The sequence below is a fragment of the Marinobacter shengliensis genome (assembly GCF_030297115.1).
GTDB lineage: Bacteria > Pseudomonadota > Gammaproteobacteria > Pseudomonadales > Oleiphilaceae > Marinobacter > Marinobacter shengliensis.
This window is the reverse complement of the sequence record NZ_AP028062.1, coordinates 4,139,170-4,154,912: the sequence shown is the minus strand read 5'-3', so window position 1 is coordinate 4,154,912 and position 15,743 is coordinate 4,139,170. Positions and strand designations below refer to the sequence as shown.

General features: G+C 58.9%; 13 protein-coding genes. All 13 read right to left on the bottom strand.

Features of this window, described 5'->3' with window-relative positions:
- Nucleotides 1-5 precede the first annotated feature (5 nt).
- On the bottom strand, nucleotides 6-209 hold the full coding sequence (locus tag QUE75_RS18980; RefSeq protein WP_286252524.1) for a hypothetical protein: 204 nt from the start codon (nucleotides 207-209) through the stop codon (nucleotides 6-8).
- 58 nt (nucleotides 210-267) lie between these two features.
- Nucleotides 268-1,077 carry a hypothetical protein gene (locus QUE75_RS18975; protein WP_286252522.1) on the bottom strand — a complete coding sequence of 270 codons (810 nt, stop codon included), beginning with the start codon at nucleotides 1,075-1,077 and terminating at the stop codon, nucleotides 268-270.
- The gene (locus QUE75_RS18970) at nucleotides 1,077-1,523 is read right to left on the bottom strand and encodes a YcfL family protein (protein WP_286252521.1); all 447 of its coding nucleotides are present in this window, start codon (nucleotides 1,521-1,523) and stop codon (nucleotides 1,077-1,079) included. The genes QUE75_RS18975 and QUE75_RS18970 overlap by 1 nt, the downstream gene beginning before the upstream one ends.
- A gap of 25 nt (nucleotides 1,524-1,548) precedes the next feature.
- Entirely contained in the window at nucleotides 1,549-2,775 is a 1,227-nt protein-coding gene (locus QUE75_RS18965; RefSeq protein WP_286252519.1) for a hypothetical protein, read from the bottom strand.
- Nucleotides 2,759-3,400, bottom strand: a complete 642-nt coding sequence (locus QUE75_RS18960; protein ID WP_106696089.1) for a CsgG/HfaB family protein — start codon at nucleotides 3,398-3,400, stop codon at nucleotides 2,759-2,761. The genes QUE75_RS18965 and QUE75_RS18960 overlap by 17 nt, the downstream gene beginning before the upstream one ends.
- 13 nt (nucleotides 3,401-3,413) lie before the next feature.
- The gene (locus tag QUE75_RS18955) at nucleotides 3,414-4,982 is read right to left on the bottom strand and encodes a carboxyl-terminal protease-like protein (protein ID WP_286252517.1); all 1,569 of its coding nucleotides are present in this window, start codon (nucleotides 4,980-4,982) and stop codon (nucleotides 3,414-3,416) included.
- Nucleotides 4,983-5,328: 346 nt separating this feature from the next.
- Nucleotides 5,329-7,314 carry a ribonuclease R family protein gene (locus QUE75_RS18950; protein ID WP_286252515.1) on the bottom strand — a complete coding sequence of 662 codons (1,986 nt, stop codon included), beginning with the start codon at nucleotides 7,312-7,314 and terminating at the stop codon, nucleotides 5,329-5,331.
- 72 nt (nucleotides 7,315-7,386) lie between these two features.
- Nucleotides 7,387-9,105: a sensor domain-containing diguanylate cyclase gene (locus QUE75_RS18945; protein ID WP_286252513.1), complete on the bottom strand. Its 1,719-nt coding sequence runs from the start codon at nucleotides 9,103-9,105 to the stop codon at nucleotides 7,387-7,389.
- A gap of 157 nt (nucleotides 9,106-9,262) precedes the next feature.
- A complete protein-coding gene (locus QUE75_RS18940) occupies nucleotides 9,263-9,712 on the bottom strand; it encodes a DUF411 domain-containing protein (RefSeq protein WP_286252511.1) in 450 nt (149 codons plus the stop codon).
- A 132-nt stretch (nucleotides 9,713-9,844) separates the two neighbouring features.
- Nucleotides 9,845-12,433 (bottom strand): heavy metal translocating P-type ATPase, encoded by a 2,589-nt coding sequence (locus QUE75_RS18935; RefSeq protein WP_286252509.1) that lies wholly within the window; start codon nucleotides 12,431-12,433, stop codon nucleotides 9,845-9,847.
- Nucleotides 12,426-12,869, bottom strand: a complete 444-nt coding sequence (locus QUE75_RS18930; protein WP_286252507.1) for a MerR family transcriptional regulator — start codon at nucleotides 12,867-12,869, stop codon at nucleotides 12,426-12,428. The genes QUE75_RS18935 and QUE75_RS18930 overlap by 8 nt, the downstream gene beginning before the upstream one ends.
- Before the next feature lie 243 nt (nucleotides 12,870-13,112).
- Nucleotides 13,113-13,433 carry a hypothetical protein gene (locus QUE75_RS18925; protein WP_106696083.1) on the bottom strand — a complete coding sequence of 107 codons (321 nt, stop codon included), beginning with the start codon at nucleotides 13,431-13,433 and terminating at the stop codon, nucleotides 13,113-13,115.
- Nucleotides 13,434-13,486: 53 nt separating this feature from the next.
- On the bottom strand, nucleotides 13,487-15,709 hold the full coding sequence (locus QUE75_RS18920; protein WP_106696119.1) for a bifunctional diguanylate cyclase/phosphodiesterase: 2,223 nt from the start codon (nucleotides 15,707-15,709) through the stop codon (nucleotides 13,487-13,489).
- Between the last annotated feature and the right edge of the window lie 34 nt (nucleotides 15,710-15,743).

Here is a 15,743-nt window from a genome sequence, read left to right as displayed (position 1 = left end):
ACGGGTCAGGACTCGTCTTCGTCTTCCACCTCATCCGGATGTTCGCGCTTGTAGCGCTCCCATTCTTCCCAATCATGGGGTGTCCCGGCATGGGGGCGCCTTAGGTGTTTGGCGTGATCCAGCGCGTTTTCACGTAAACTGTGATCGCGCTCTTCGACTTCTTTGTCGAAGCCGTATTTTTTCAGAAATTCCTGGGGGCTGATGGTCATGGTGCACCTCCCTTATTCGATCCTCCCTGATATATACGTGGTGCCAACGCCCCCGGTTTTAAAGTTCTGCCAGGGTTTGCAGCGCCAGTTCCTGGCCCACATCCCTTAGGGAAACCTGTCGCTCACGTTTCTCAAAACCCCGATCGGTGGCAATCCACCGGCGATCGGCGTCGGTAGCTGGCGGCACGCCATTAGAGCTGACCATGGCCTGGATAGCGCCGTTGGTGACGTTGAGAACGCGAATCGTGAATTCATTGCCGGCAACCTGGCTGAGCTCCATCAGGTAGTCGGCATGTTGGCTGAGGGCCCGCATTTCCAGCCGCGCCTGGTCAGGGGACAGGCGTGAGAAATCGCCGTTCTCCAGGGCATTGTCGGTGATCCGCATGATGGCATCACGGTCAACAATGGTGGCGCCGGCGCGGGTCAGCTGGGAGACCAGTCCAGCTTGCAGATCAAAGGCTGGAGCCATCGGGGCAGAGCGCCGTGGGGCCCGGGTTTCCACCTGGGCTGCTCCCCGGGCTTTGCCGTCCAGGCTGACGTTGCCGTCCGGAATGCTGCCGTGCAGACTGCCTTGCTCTGAGACCACCACCCGGCGCTGGCTGGCCCAGTCGCTGACCTGATCGTTGAAGGCCCGGTTCCAGAAAACAGCGATCCTGGGGTTGGCGTTACCCAGACCTGCCCGGAAGCGCTCGATAATCGCCTCGGCCGATTCGGAGCGTTGCGAAGCGTTGGCCTCGGCCCGCAGATCCTGCTCGGTAAGGGGCTTCTGATGGGGTGCTTTCATGGGCGCAGCCGGATGATCGTTGGCGGCCAGCACCACCATCGGCATCGCCCCAAGCAACAAGCCGGCGACCAGTGAACGGTTCATCAGTTGATCTCCCGGACTTCAATGCGATATTTCAGTGGCTGGGTCGTGGTGGACAAAGTCTTGTAGGCGCTGACGCTGTTGGCCGGAATGGTCGAGCGCTGCCAGGTTGGGCGGGCATCTACCGGTACGCCGTAGTCGTCAAAAAACTGGGTGCGAACCTCGATCTGGTAGTCGAAATCGGTGTGGTTACGCAACACGGCGAACACCTCGGTAGTCCCTGTTTCGGTAGGGCGTTGGCCGTGGTTTTCAACCGACAAACGGTAAACGCGCCCGGCGTCCCGGATACCGTCGTCCCAGGTGCGGCTGAGGTTGTAATCGGTGAACACCACGGTGTTGTATTCCAGCGGTGCCGTACGTTCCGCGATATCGGTTGAATCCGCGGGTAAGGTATTGCAGCCTGAGACGATCAAGCCGGCGGCGGCCACAGCAATCAAGTTTCGAAACATGGTCTCTCTCCTTTTGGCGGCCGGGTTATGGCCGTTGGGACGTCGCAAGGGCCAGTCCTCGCCCCCGTCCGTCGAATCTGAATTCGGTGGTATCGGTCATGCCTGGAATGGCGTTGCCATTGGCGTCCAGGAAACGCACGGTCACTTTCTGGCCGGGCTCGGCCGATACCGGGATGATGTGCAGGGTGTCGGGCAGCGACTGCCAGTAACGGATATCGGCCCGCACGTTGGCGGAAGCCGACATACCCTGTGCGGCTACGCTGACCAGGCTGATGGCCGCAAATCCTGCGCCCAGTACGCCCCCGGCGGAGGCACTGGCGCCGGCCAACAGGCTGTTCTGGCTGATATCGCTCAGGTTGGTGCCGATGTCGCGGGTGGTTTCCTTGTACTGCACCTGGCCTTCCACAATACGGTCAATGGCGCGGCCGCCCCGGGTGGATGCCTGGAAGTAAATGTCTTCCATCGGGTACACCGTTTCCCACTGATCGCCGTGCTGCCACTGCGCGCCTACATCACTGAAGTTCCGACCGCGGCGGTACACCAGTTGATAGTGGCCAACGCCATCACCCAGCTTGCGGGGTGAGGTGCCGGTTTCGACAATCAGCAGCGCATTGTGCTCACCATTGGGGACAGGCGCATCCGGGCGGAAGGCCTGCAGTTCGGTGAAGTGTTGCTGCGCCAGTTGTTGGCTGTCCATCTGCAGGGCTGCCCAGCCGGCCAGGTAAATCAGCGCTGCAAAATCAGAGCTGAACTGCTCTTCCTCGGCAAAGGCATCCTGCAGCAGGCCACCGATGAAACTGGCCCGGGCGTTGCCGTAATCCCCTTGTTCCAGGAAGATCAGCCCCAGGTACAGATACACCATGGCCCGCTCGTAAGGTTCGCCCTTGAAGTCTTTTTCCGCCTCTTCGTACCAGATACTGCGGGCTTTACGGGCGGATTCATCGTCGGCGTACACGCTCTCGATGATCACGCGGGCACGGTCCAGGCTCCGCCGGGCTTCGTCCAGATCACCGGCCCGGTATGCCTTCAGGCCGATCTCCATCAGGTTGAGCACCTCGTTACGGCGCCCTTCCTCATACAGATTCTGGTAATCCTGTCGGATGACCGTCGGCTTGCTGGCCACGATAGCGGCCTGCTCGCTGGTCAGGCCGGCGCGGTCGAAGGTTTTTGGCCCGGTGGCGCAGCCGGCCAGGCTGACCGACAGCACCGCCGTGGCCAGTGTTGCCGGTTTCATCTTAGCGATAAACCACATCGTCCCGGCCCGCCTTGCGCATTTCATACAGGCCACTCCAGACGATGGTGCCCAGCTCCATATCCACCATCTCGAAACTGATCTGGCTGTAGCGGGATTGGGTGCCGTCGCTGCGATCGGAGGCGTCCAGTGAAGTGATGCGGCCTGCCAGGCGATAATCCGCACCGGCCTGGGCGGCGGTAGAGCGAATGGTGCCGCCATCAACGGCGCCGTCGCGCTTCAGGTCACGTTCCTGCTGCACCATGCCGGCGTATTCCCGGCCAACGAAGATCATCCGGCCATTGGAGGCGCGGTTCAGCTCAATGCGCAGCCGATCGGTCAGCATGTTGGTGTTGACCACCGAAGAGCTCTCGTTACGCATGTATTCATTGTCGATGATGATGCGGGGCGGAATGTCGCGCCCGGCGAGCATGCGGTTGGCCAGCATGTCACGCATCATCTGATCGGTAATGGCGACAATGTCCTGGCTTTCAATGCCCACGCCACCCACTCGACCGGTGGTTGAGGCATCTTCATAAACCGTGGCTTTACCGCGGGTGTTATCAATCTGGCCCGCGCAGCCAACCAGCAACAGAGATGCCGCTGCCATGCCGGTGATCAGTGCCTTGGTGGTTCCCTTCATCATAAAACGTCTCCGATTAATTGGTGGAAGCCAGTACGGAACTGAACTCCGGGTAAATCTGCGTGGCGGCGCGCATCGCATCCGTAAAGTTTGCGGTGGTGCCGTATTTCTGTCTCAGGTAACGGGCCATATTGGGTAGGGAATCGAAGCTCTGGTCTGAGGCTGACTTGATGGCTTCCCAGCCGCCGGATGCGGAGATGGCGCTCTCCCGCCCAACTTCCTTGCCCACCTCGGCCCCCACCGCTCCTCCAACGAATCCGCCAAGCCCGAAAGGAACAAAGTCCAGTGCCTTGTTGGCTGCGTAGGCACCAGCCACGGCGCCAACAGCGGAGCCCGCGGTTGCGCCCATGTTGGCGTTGTTAGCCAGGTTGACCCATTCGGCCAGCACTCCGTCGCTGGTGTAGGGGCTCATAAAACGTCCGTTGTTGTCGTTGCGCACCAGACGTTCCAGTAGCTGTTCTTCGGTTAGCATGCGGCCCTGGGCATCCTGCAGTGGGCCGGTTTTTGCTGCGGCGACGAGTTCGGAGGATCGTTCTGCGTTGGTCATGTAGACCACAATACTGTCTGGAACGCCGCTTTCGATCAGTATTTGATGATGTTCGTCGGTCATATTGGCGTAATAGGGCCACTGGGCTCTTTGCCGTGACTGCGCTTCCAGCAGGTTCGAGATCAGTGCTGGGTTGGTGTGGCTGAACCATTCACGGTATCGGGCTTCGGTTTGACGGGCGGTGCGATTCCATTCGGCCAGCTCTTCCGGGTAACTGCTGACCACTTTGCGTAACATCTCAGATTCGTCCTCACCGTTGTCTAAAGCGGCTTTAATCTGCCAGCCTTTCAGGCCGTCCGGACCGATCAGCCAGGCCTGCCACTCCAGGGGAAGCAGATTGATGTACCCTGACAGGTTTGCGTATTGCTGGTGATACTCCATGGGGTTGTTTGCCGGAGCCAGGGCAGCAATTCGAGCGGTTGCACGAGGGTGGAATAACGGAGCGCTTCCAGACTTCACGAAGTTGGCCAGGGCCTCTGGATCGTTCTGGGGTACTCGATCGTACAACGGCTGCTGACGAGCAACGGCATCGGCTATATTGCGTGCATGTATGACACCAATGGTGTTCTGTGTGTCTTCCAGATCAAGGCCGCCCATGTCATACAGTGACCCCATAAACAGCATGGGGGTCGGGAAGTACAAACTCATATATTCCTTGACCGCATAGTTCGCTGAACTATTGGCCAGTGTCTCGCCTTCCCACGCGACGGTTAGTGTATCGGTGTAGTCATAGGATCCAACGGCGGGGATCAATGTGAGCGTCAAAATGCTCGCAACGAAATTCAGCCCGGACATATCGTTGTACTGGGTTGTCTGGGATTGCACGACCTCTACGGTTGGCAGATCGTCCGATGCCGGTGTGAGCCAAGGGGTAAGAATCGGTGATTCGGTCTGGAAAGGCGCAGGCTGCTGGTAGGCGCGGACGTCCCTATCAAGCGAGCTTTGGTCAATCTGATACACCATGCAGCCAGGTAACGCGAACGTTGCCAGTATTAACGTTGCTGTAGTTAGCCGCCCCCGGTCTAGGAATTTCTTCATTGTTTAGGTCCCTGACTGTAATGGCCCGCCTCCTTCGGTGGCGCGCCTGATCTATCGACTGTCGCCGGATGTGACGTAATCGATATTTGTGGTTACAAATACTTCATGATGCGAACTATTGGAATAGGGCTTTTCAGGCCAACAGGGAGATGGCGGGTAAAACGGAGGGCTGTGGTGGATTATTGCTTTGAATTAATGACGAAAATCAAGAACGGGTATCTTTGTAAAATATCGTAAATTTTTGAATCGAGCGCTGATTTTCCCTACTGTTCAGCGCTTTTCCAGAACGAAATCGCCGTGCGTCGGCATAATCTGCAACGCACGGCGCGGTCGCTGATGGGGTGGATCAGTCGCCTGTGCTTGCCTGGGGGGCGGCGATTTCTTCGGCCTTGATCAGCTTGAAGTTGATTTGCCGGCGCTCGTCGTCCACGCCGGCAAAGCTGACGGTAACCCGCTGCTCCAGCTGGAATATGCGGCCGTTTTTGTTGTGCACCAGGCGCAGGGTGACCGGATCAAAGCCGTACTTGCCTTCCAGATCCTTGCAGCTGACAAAGCCTTCCAGCCCGTTGCTGTCCAGGCGCACGAAGAAACCGGAGGGCATGGTGCGGCTGATGGTGCCTTCCATGGGGTCTTCCGGCAGGGTCTTGGCGTAGTCGGCCTTGAGCCAGGTTTCCAGGGTGTTGGCAGCCTGGCGGGCGCGGAACTGCGTGGCTTGCAGGGCTTCCAGTTGCTGGCTGTTCAGGGGCTTGATCGGAGTGTTCCAGAGCGCCGCTTTGATCAGCCGGTGCACGTAAAAGTCTGAGAACTTGCGCAGCGGCGAGGTAAAGGTGGTGTAGGCGTCCAACCCCATGCCCTGGTGGGGCGCGGCGTCAAAGCCCAGCTCCGCCCGGGCCAGCTGGCGGGACAGGATGGCTTTCACCGGTACCTCGGCCTGTGGCTGATCGCTGTGTTTCATCAGCGCCTTGAAGCCTTCGGCGGTGTTGGCGTCGTGCTCGGCCAGGTGCGGCGCATGGCTTTCGAGCAATTTCCGGATGTTGTCGGCGCGGTCGTCCCGCAGGCCCGGGTGCTGGATAAACAGGCCTTTGCCCTGCTGGGTCAGGAAGTCCGCGGCACAGCGGTTTGCGGCCACCATGCATTCTTCCACCAGCCGGTGGGCTTCGTTCTGCACCGAGGGTTCAATCACCCGGATACGCTTATTCTCGTCCAGGCGCAGGCGGAATTCCGGCCGGTCCTGGCTCAGCAGTGCGTGTTCGGCGCGCCATTTACGCAGGGCGGTGGCGGCCTGATGCAGCTGGTCCAGGCTGTTGGCGACCTCGTCTGGCAAAGCCTTGATCTCGTCGTCTTCCCGGCCTTCGATCAGGTGGGAGACCAGTTCGTAGCTCAGCTTGCCCTTGGAGCGGATTGTCGCCTGCCGGAAGCTGTAATCGCCCAGGCTGCCGTCGTTATTCACCTGCAGGTCACACACCAGAGCCAGCCGGGGTACATCCGGCATCAGCGAGCAAAGTCGTGTACTGATGCTGTCAGGCAGCATGGGCAGCGGCTCGCCCGGGAAATAGATGGCGGTGGCCCGGTTGAAGGCTTCTTCCTCGGCCGGACTGCCCGGTTCGATCATCGCCGTTGGGTCGGCAATGGCAATGGACAGCGTCCAGCCAGTGGCGTTGGGCGTGGCCATCAGGGCATCGTCCATGTCCTGGGTGCCCGGGCTGTCGATGGTCACATAGGGTTGCTCGGTACGGTCTTCCCGGCCCTCGGTATGGGTCGCGACGGATTCTTCACTCAGGGCATCGGCTTGTTTCTGAACCTCGTCCGGCCAGGCGTCTGCCAGGTCGAAATTGGCCAGGGTGAACGCCCGTTCAATGCCTGGTTGGCCGGCCTTACCGATGACTCGCAGGACTTTTGCCTGGCCTTTACCGTCCTTGATCGGGTGGCGATGGATCTGGCAGTAAATAAAGTCGTCGGGCTCGGCACCCATGCGCTCTTTGGGTGGAATGAAGATCCAGCGGTTGATGCCCGGAGTTTCCGGCGCTACAAAATGCCCCTTGCCCTTGATCAGGTAGCGGCCTACGAAGGTGGTCAGGTGCGATTCCAGCAGCTCGTCCACCACGCCCTGGGTTTTGCCTTTTTCCACTTCCTGCTCGGTGACGTTCACCCGATCTCCGGGCAGAACCTTCTGCATTTCTTCCGGTGGCAGGAACACATCCCGCCCTTCATCCAGAGCCACAAAGCCAAAGCGCCCGTTGGTGGGCTTGACCGTGCCCGGGAAGACCACCTTGTTCTGCTTGATATCGGTTTTCAGCTGGCGCAACTGATTGAGAGCGTCGGCATTGAGCATGTAGAAAAGACCTGGCTATAAAATGGGTGATGCAGCGGAGTATAACGGTTATGCAGGTGGGAGTCAGATCTGTCAGGCCGGGTGTGTCTCTTCGCCGGTGGCAGCGTGGATACAAACCCGGTTACGCCCCCCGCGTTTGGCCTGATACAGGGCATGATCGGCGTTACGGAGCAGGGTATCCATGTCATCGCCAGGCTGGCTGAAATAGCCACCTACGCTGATGGTGACCGATGTACCTGTACGCTGGCTTTCCTGCTCCACGCTGGTTCGCACCCGGTTGGCGATCTGTTCCAGGGTGTCTTTGTCGCATGGGGACAGCAGTACCACAAACTCGTCGCCACCCCAGCGGCCCGGGTGGTCGTAGGGGCGAACGGCAGCTTTCAGCCAGAGCGCCACCCGGCACAGAATGTCGTCGCCGGCCTGATGGCCACGGGTGTCGTTGATGGTTTTGAAATGGTCGATGTCCAGCCAGATCAGCCCGAATCCCTTGCCTTCACGTTCGGCCCGCTGGATTTCCTGTTCGATGACTTCATCCAGTCCGCGGCGGTTCTTCAGGCCCGTGAGGGCATCCACCCGGGCCAGCCGGTGCAGTTCTTCCGTGCGTTTCGCGACTTTGTGCTCCAACTCGGCGGTGGTATCCCGCATCTTGCTGGTCATCTTTTCAAAGTGGTCCACCAGCCGGCCGATTTCGTTGTCCGGTTTGGGCAGGTAGGGCAGGTCGAACCGACCCTCCCGCAGCCGCATCACCGCAGACTCCAGGCTCAATACCGGTTTGAGAATGCGTGACTGAATGATCAGGTGGAAAGCCGTCAGCGAGACCAGCAGCGCCACCAGGAAGACGGCCACCAGAGGCCACAGGTAGCTGGTTGGCACCAGGGCGTTCAGATCCAGCAAGGTGATTTCGAACCAGCCTATGGCCGGCAGGAAGGCCACCCCGGCCAGGTGTTTGCGGCCATCAATGGTGACAAACCCGCTTTCCACCGCGCCGTCCTCACCGTTGCGTTGTTTGAGCATCTGCAACATGCCCAGGATTTGCTGTTTGTCCTGGCGATCCTCGAACAGCAGGTCCACGGTATTCTTCTGACCCTCGGGCTTGATAATACTGGCGAAGTCGATGTAATTGCGGTCGCGGTACAGTTGAATGGCGCCGTTGTAGTCCACGAACAACGTGGTGATGCCTTCCTGGCCAATGTCGACAATGTCCTGCAGGAAGGTGTCGAGATTGAGACCAGTGCCGACCATGCCGAGAATCTCGTTGCTCTCATCACGCATCAGCACATCAATCCACAGTTTGGTAACCCCGAGTTCCTGGTCCGGGTTCACGTTCAGGTGAAAATCCCGGCCTTCTTCGATCAGCTGGAAGAACCAGGCATCATCCGGTTTTTCCGGGTCCAATACGTAACGGAACTGGTCACCGGCATACTGATTGTCAGCATTGTTGTAGTAATAGTGACCATTCTCCCGCAGGGCCACAAAGTAACTGTTGTCCCGAAAGTTATTGCGGAAGGTTTCCATCTGGCGGATGGCAGCGGAGGTTAGCTCGGGATTGTCCGGGCTGGCGGCCCATTGCAGCAGGGTAGAGGATTGCGCCATTTGCCGGGCCAGGCCGATTTCCCGTTCCAGGGACTGCAACAGTCGGGCGCTGTCGTAGCGCACCTGAATTTCAGTAACCTGCTTGCCCCAGCGTTCGATGATGTCTTCTGATAACTCCCGGTAGGCCAGCCAGGAGGCAGACGCCGCGAGAATGATCAGTAACGATGCGAGGCCGAGAAGGCGGGTTTTAAGGCTCAAGCTGAATCCCTGCGAGTATTTGTTTTGTTTCCAACACTGACTTCCATAATAGAACAGCCCGGAACGACAGTGTAGAAAAAACAGACAGACCCGCAAGCCTCACGGGTGCACAGCCGGGCTGGCTGTGCACGGATATCCTGGCCTGAGCGCAAAACGGTCAGTTGTGCTCGGCAAACACCCGGGTCTGGCCTTCCTTGTTGAACAGGATGACCTTGTAGTGATCCTTGCGGTCGCCCATCTCCATGCCGGGCGAACCCATGGGCATACCAGGCACACTGATACCGGTAGCTTTAGGGGCTTCACTTAGCAAGCGTTTGATGTCATCCGCCGGCACATGGCCTTCCACCACATAATCACCCACAAAAGCCGTGTGGCAGCTGCCCAGGCCCGGAATCAAACCGGCCTCAGCCTTGATCTTGCCCATGTCATTGGTGTTAGTGGCGGTGACGTCGAACCCGTTTTCTTCCAGGTGGTCGATCCAGTCGCCACAGCAGCCGCAGGTGGGCGATTTATACACGTGAATGCTGTGGGCGGCTCCGCCGGCGACGGCTGTGGTGCTGAATCCCAGGGCGGCCACCAGGCCAAGGGCTAAGGTGTGTTTTTTCATGGCGGTTACCTCGGTAATGCATGTGTAAACAGGATTATTGGTTCTGCCCGGAGTTGTTGTCGGATAACCAGAACCACCAGACCACGGCAGCCATCAGGGCCAGCCCTGCTGCGTTGACCAGAATCGTCTCCATCAGTTCCGCTCCTTTTGCTGTGCCGGGCTATGGCTGCTTTTGAACAGGCGCAGCCGATTGGCGTTAGACACCACTGTCACCGACGACAACGACATGGCGGCACCGGCCAGAATCGGACTCATCAGGATGCCCCATACAGGGTAGAGCAGCCCGGCGGCCACGGGAATACCCATGGTGTTGTATACAAACGCCCCAAACAGGTTCTGTTTGATGTTGGTGACGGTTGCCCGGGAAATCTCGATGGCATCCGGCACGCCGTGCAGGGAGCCGCGCATCAGGGTTATGGCTGCGCTTTCAATGGCGACATCGGTGCCGGTGCCAATGGCAAAACCGACATCTGCGGCCGCCAGTGCCGGGGCGTCGTTGATGCCATCGCCTACCATGGCCACGGTGTAGCCTTTGCCGCGCATCTCGCTGACCACTTCGGCCTTGTTCTCGGGCAGTACTTCGGCCCGGTAGTCATCAATACCGGTTTTGGCGGCGATGGCCTTGGCGGTGGCATCAACGTCCCCGGTCACCATCATCACCTTAATGCCTGCGTCATGCAGGCGGCGGATGGCGGCTTCGGAATCCGGCTTGATGGCATCGGCCACCCCGATAACGCCCAGCACCTTGGCGCCCAGTGCCAGAAACAACGGCGTGCCGGCTTCCTCGGTAATGGTGTTGGCGGCCGAATCCAGATTTGTCACGTCGATGCCTTCGGCCTCCAGCCAGCGCCGGTTGCCGAGGCGCACCGTCTGGCCATCGAACTGGCCTTGCACGCCCTTGCCATTGAGCGCTTCAAAGTCCGTCACTGTTTCAGGCTCTACGCCATCTTCGTTGGCCCGGCTCAATATGGCCTCTGCCAGGGGGTGCTCGGAGTGGCGCTCCAGCCCGGCTGCCAGTGCCAACAAGGTGGTCTCGTTATTATCAACGGCGGTCATCCGCGTGACGGCCGGGTGGCCTTCGGTGATGGTGCCGGTCTTGTCCAGAATCACCAGATCGATCTTGCCGGCGGTCTGCAACGCATCCCCTTGGCGAATCAGCGCGCCATACTCGGCAGCCTTGCCGACGCCCACCATCACCGACATCGGCGTGGCCAGGCCCAAAGCACAGGGGCAGGCAATGATCAGCACGGTGGTGGCCGCTATCATCATGTGAACCACCGCCGGCTCTGGCCCCACGTTGTACCAGACCAGTGCCGCGCCGATGGCAACCAGCATGACCGTGGGCACGAACACCGAGGAAATCTTGTCGGCCAACCGGCCAATGGCCGGTTTCGAGCCCTGGGCTTTTTTCACCAGCTTGATGATCTGCGCCAGCGCCGTCTCGCTGCCGACACGGGTGGCTTCGTAAATGATCGAACCGTGGGTGTTCAGAGTGCCGGCCGACACCTCATCATCCTTCGCCTTGCTCACCGGCATGGGTTCGCCAGTCAGCATGCTTTCGTCGATGCGGGTGCTGCCTTCCACGATCACCCCGTCTACCGGCAACTTCTCTCCGGGCCGAACCCGTATGTGGTCGCCCTTGCGAACCTGCTCAACGGGAAGGTCCTGTTCTTCGCCGTTGCGAATCACCCGGGCGGTCTTGGCCCGCAGGTCCAGCAACCGCCGCACCGCCTCAGAGGTTTTGCCCTTGGCCCGCAGCTCCAATGCCTGGCCCAGGTTGATCAGGCCGATGATCATGGCGGAAGCTTCAAAATACACATGCCGCGCCATCTCCGGCAGCAGCTCCGGCACGCTCGACACCACCATGGAATACAGCCAGGCGGTACCGGTACCCAGGGCAATCAAGGTGTCCATGTTGGCGTTATGGTGTTTGAAGGCCTTCCAGGCCCCGGTGAAGAAATGCCCACCGGTAGCGATCATCACACCCAGGGTCAGAACGCCGAAATTGATCCAGGTAAGCTGATTGGCCTCGGTCACCATCATGGTGTCGAAACCCATACCCCAGACCATCAACACCAAACCCAGGCCCAGACTGATGGCCATTTTCACCAGCAGCACCTTGTACTGCTTTTTATCCTCCGCCTGCCGGCGATCATCAGCCCCGTCGGCATCCTCAATTACGCTGGCACCATAGCCGGCACTTTCCACCGCTTTAATCAGCGCATCCGGTTCCGCCTTGCCGCTGGCCGTGGCTGTGTTATCCGCCAGATTCATATGAGCATGGGTCACCCCCGGCACCGACAGCAACGCCTTCTCGATACTGGCAACACAGGACGCACAAGTAGCCCCGGAAACCGACAGCACAACCTGGTCATCGTCTGCTGCTTCGTATGCTTGTGCGTGTTCTTTGGCCGACTTGGCTGGTGCACCGGTATTGTCGGATTGGCTATTGCAGGACGAAGCCTTCTTCGAAGCACAACACGATGCCGGCTCTGACGTCGCCACAGGCTCCGCCGGATACCCTGCCTCGGTTACCACCCGCGCCGCCTCGGCCAGATCCACCCCGTCAGGCAAAGCCACCGTTTGCGCCTCGATATCCACCCCAACCAGCTCGGTACTGCCGGTCAACGGCTCCAGAGCATTGCGAATCTTCTTCGCACAGCCCTGACACGAGGCTCCGGAAATCGACAGCGCCGGTTTAAGCTCAGGTGCATCACTCATGCTTTGGCTCCTCGCAACAAGACTCGGCCGAGGGATCGTCCCAGTGCTCAATCAACCGACAAATCGTATGCCCATCCGGCGTCCCGTCCGGCATCTCCTGCCAGGCAGCCAGCGCCGAAATCATCCGCTTGCGCAACTGCTGCAACTCCGCAATTTCCCGTTCAACCACCACCAACCGCTGCTGAAACACGTCCCGAACCATCGGGCACGGCGAATGCTGATCATCCGCCCGGGCCAGAATCTGCCGAATCTCCGGCAACGAAAACCCCAGTTGCCGTGCCTTACGGGCAAACCGCAGCCGGCGCAGATCCTCGGCATCGTATTGCTGGTAGTTGTTGTCCGGGTTGCGGGTGGGTTGTAACAGACCTTCCCGGGTGTAGAACCGGACGGTATCGGGGTTAACCCCCGCGGCGGTGGCCAGCTCTTTAACTTTCATGACGGCGTACTCACCAATGTTCACGGATGTACAAAGAATCCACGACTAAAGTTGGCGGAGTGACGGGGCTGGGGTAGCTTCCGAAAATGCTTGTAGCCACGGATGGCGGAAAGCAAGCGTACACGGACGTACTTGCAGCGGTTTTCGGAAGCTACCCCAGCCACGGCACGTCCATCTCCAAAAAACAGAGATCAGAGTAAAACCTGTGACCAACTCACAGGTCAAAGGTTTTCAGGCAGGATATCAGGAAGAAGAATTCTTAGAGCGAAGAAACACACCACAAGACTTGCACTGATCAGGCGCCATCAGCTTAGCCTGCCAGCCAATCTTCACCCCACAGGCGGGACACTGCAGCCGCAACTGCAACACAATAATCGGCACCACCAGCAAAGCCAGCAGCACCCCCAGAGACCCCCACTCATCACCACTGGAAATCCCCAACTGACTACTGAACACCAACACCACCGTCAGCGCCACAAACGCAAACATGAAATAATTCCGGTTCCAGCGCTCCCAGCGGCGCAGCCTGGCATCCTGCTCCGGAGTCAGATATCTGGCAGACATAAACATCACTCAAAGAAAAAGTTACAGAGAAGTTTGGGGATCAGAAACCGCCATTACAAACCCGAATTGATCGATTGACCGGTAAACAGGATGCCTTCCGCCAACGCTGTCTCCAGGTCTTCCGCTGGAATCGGCCGGCTGATCAGATAACCCTGGGCCAGATTGCAACGGTGCGCTTTCAGGAAATTCAGTTGCTCCTCGGTTTCCACGCCCTCGGCCACCACCTGAATGCCGAGGTTGTGGGCAAGATTGATCACGGCCCGAGTGATGACCGCGTCGTCATGGCGCTCGGTCACATCGGTGATAAACGACCGGTCAATTTTCAGCAGATCTACCGGGAAATCCCGCAAATAGCCGAGAGACGAATAGCCCACGCCGAAATCATCAATGGCCAGGTGAACCCCCAGCTGATGCAGACGCGACAACTGATTCAGGTTGTGTTCAATGTTCTGGATGAAGATCTCTTCCGTCAGCTCCACTTCCAGCATGCTCGGGTCCACTTCTTCCGATAGCAGGGCATCCCGTACATGTTCCACCAATGATTCGTCATCCAGCTCCCGGCCCGAAAGATTCACCGCGATCCTGAGTTGCTCGCAAGCCGTGCCGCGCCAATTGGCGAGCTGGCGACAGGCGGCAAGCACCACCCATCGGCCGATCTCGGTAATCCGACCGCTCTCTTCCGCCAGGGGGATGAACTCGATGGGTGCCAAAAGCCCCCGGCGGGGGTGCTGCCAGCGGATCAGGGCTTCCACACTGTTGATCTCACCGGTTTGCAGGTTCAGCTGGGGTTGATAAAACAGCACAAACTCGTCGTTGGCCAGGGCCTGGCTCAGATCCTTGTCCAGCTCCAGGCGCATCACCTCACGGTCCTGCATGCCTTCGGTGTAGAACTGGTAAGTATTGCGGCCCTGCTCCTTGGCACGGTAAAGGGCAATATCGGCATTCCGGAGCAGGGTGTCGGCGTCCAGTCCGCTCTGGGGATACACGGCGACACCCATGGTGGCGGTAACGCTGTGGGCATCGCCCTGAACCTCGAACGGTTCGGCAAAGCACTGCTTGATCTGGCCAAGCAGGTGAATCACATCATCAATGTCGTCGACGTGTTGCTGGCAGATCATGAACTCGTCGCCGCCTGAGTAGGCCACAAGAATCCGCTCATTACTCAGGCTGTTCAGCCGCTCAGAGACCTTGATCAACAATTCGTCGCCAAACTGATGGCCGAGGGAATCGTTGAGCATCTGGAACCGGTCCAGGTCAATCATGACCAGCCCCACCTGGCGCATTTGCCGGTCGGCGATGTTCAGGGTGTGAGCGAGGTCTTCCATGAAGAACCGGCGATTGGCCAGGCCAGTGAGGGTATCGGTGGATTCCAGTCGCTCCAGGTCCACCTGCATGGCGATACGCTGATCAATCTCCCGCTCCAGCTCCCGGCGGGTTTTCAAAAGCGCCTGGTTACGCTTGAGGATCAACTGGACAAGCAAAGTGGTCAGGCTGGTAAGCAGGCCCATAAAGACCAGGCTTGCGAAAGTAAGCATCGGCCAGGAACTGCGTTGGCTGTCGACCCAAGATTGATTGGGGCGTAACGTCAGGGTCCAATCCAGAGTGGGGAACTGCACGGGCACAGTGAAGCTGAAGTTCCTGGCAATCTCGGTGTCTGAGTTGAGAACGTAGGCAGGCTCTCCTGAGTCCCGGATTTCAATCTGAAAGTGTTCCAGTACCCGGCTGGTCAGTAACTGCTCGGCCAGAACTTCCATCCTGAACACACCGGCCATGTAGCCGTTATTGGTGTCTCCGGCGCCCACGGGGTAATAAATCACCATGCCCTTGCCGCCCTGGCGAAGATCGATGATACCGGACAGATCATAATCACCGGTGGCTGCTGCTTTATCCAGTGCTTCGCGGCGCTGGTCGTTGAACGCCACGTTATAACCCACCACGTCCTGATTGCCAGCCAGCGGTTCCAGCCATCGGATGATGTAGTTGGAATCAATCCACTCGATGGCCTGGTAAACACCAAAATCTTCCAGGTAGTTGCGTGCGTCCACACGCCATTGCGATTCCGGGGTGTCGGGCTGGGTATACAGTCGATAGGCCATGCGCCCGATGGCCTGAACGTGCACCAGGAATTCCCGCTCCAGGTTATCCGTCAGCGCCCTGGCTTCATTACGGAGGTTGGCTTCGATCTGACGGTTATCCTGCTGGATAAGCCCTTCCCGGAGGCCTGCGGCAATGGCAAGAAAAACCAGAAAAATGACCAGTACAAACACCGGGCTCATAAGCCATCGGACAACAAGGCTGGTACCGGTTTCG

Bases quoted from the DNA above. Each gene is read 5' to 3' on its own strand.
- QUE75_RS18980 (WP_286252524.1), bottom strand. From the start codon at position 209: ATGACCATCAGCCCCCAGGAATTTCTGAAAAAATACGGCTTCGACAAA.
- QUE75_RS18975 (WP_286252522.1), bottom strand. From the start codon at position 1,077: ATGAACCGTTCACTGGTCGCCGGCTTGTTGCTTGGGGCGATGCCGATG.
- QUE75_RS18970 (WP_286252521.1), bottom strand. From the start codon at position 1,523: ATGTTTCGAAACTTGATTGCTGTGGCCGCCGCCGGCTTGATCGTCTCA.
- QUE75_RS18965 (WP_286252519.1), bottom strand. From the start codon at position 2,775: ATGTGGTTTATCGCTAAGATGAAACCGGCAACACTGGCCACGGCGGTG.
- QUE75_RS18960 (WP_106696089.1), bottom strand. From the start codon at position 3,400: ATGATGAAGGGAACCACCAAGGCACTGATCACCGGCATGGCAGCGGCA.
- QUE75_RS18955 (WP_286252517.1), bottom strand. From the start codon at position 4,982: ATGAAGAAATTCCTAGACCGGGGGCGGCTAACTACAGCAACGTTAATA.
- QUE75_RS18950 (WP_286252515.1), bottom strand. From the start codon at position 7,314: ATGCTCAATGCCGACGCTCTCAATCAGTTGCGCCAGCTGAAAACCGAT.
- QUE75_RS18940 (WP_286252511.1), bottom strand. From the start codon at position 9,712: ATGAAAAAACACACCTTAGCCCTTGGCCTGGTGGCCGCCCTGGGATTC.
- QUE75_RS18935 (WP_286252509.1), bottom strand. From the start codon at position 12,433: ATGAGTGATGCACCTGAGCTTAAACCGGCGCTGTCGATTTCCGGAGCC.
- QUE75_RS18930 (WP_286252507.1), bottom strand. From the start codon at position 12,869: ATGAAAGTTAAAGAGCTGGCCACCGCCGCGGGGGTTAACCCCGATACC.
- QUE75_RS18925 (WP_106696083.1), bottom strand. From the start codon at position 13,433: ATGTCTGCCAGATATCTGACTCCGGAGCAGGATGCCAGGCTGCGCCGC.
- QUE75_RS18920 (WP_106696119.1), bottom strand. From the start codon at position 15,709: ATGAGCCCGGTGTTTGTACTGGTCATTTTTCTGGTTTTTCTTGCCATT.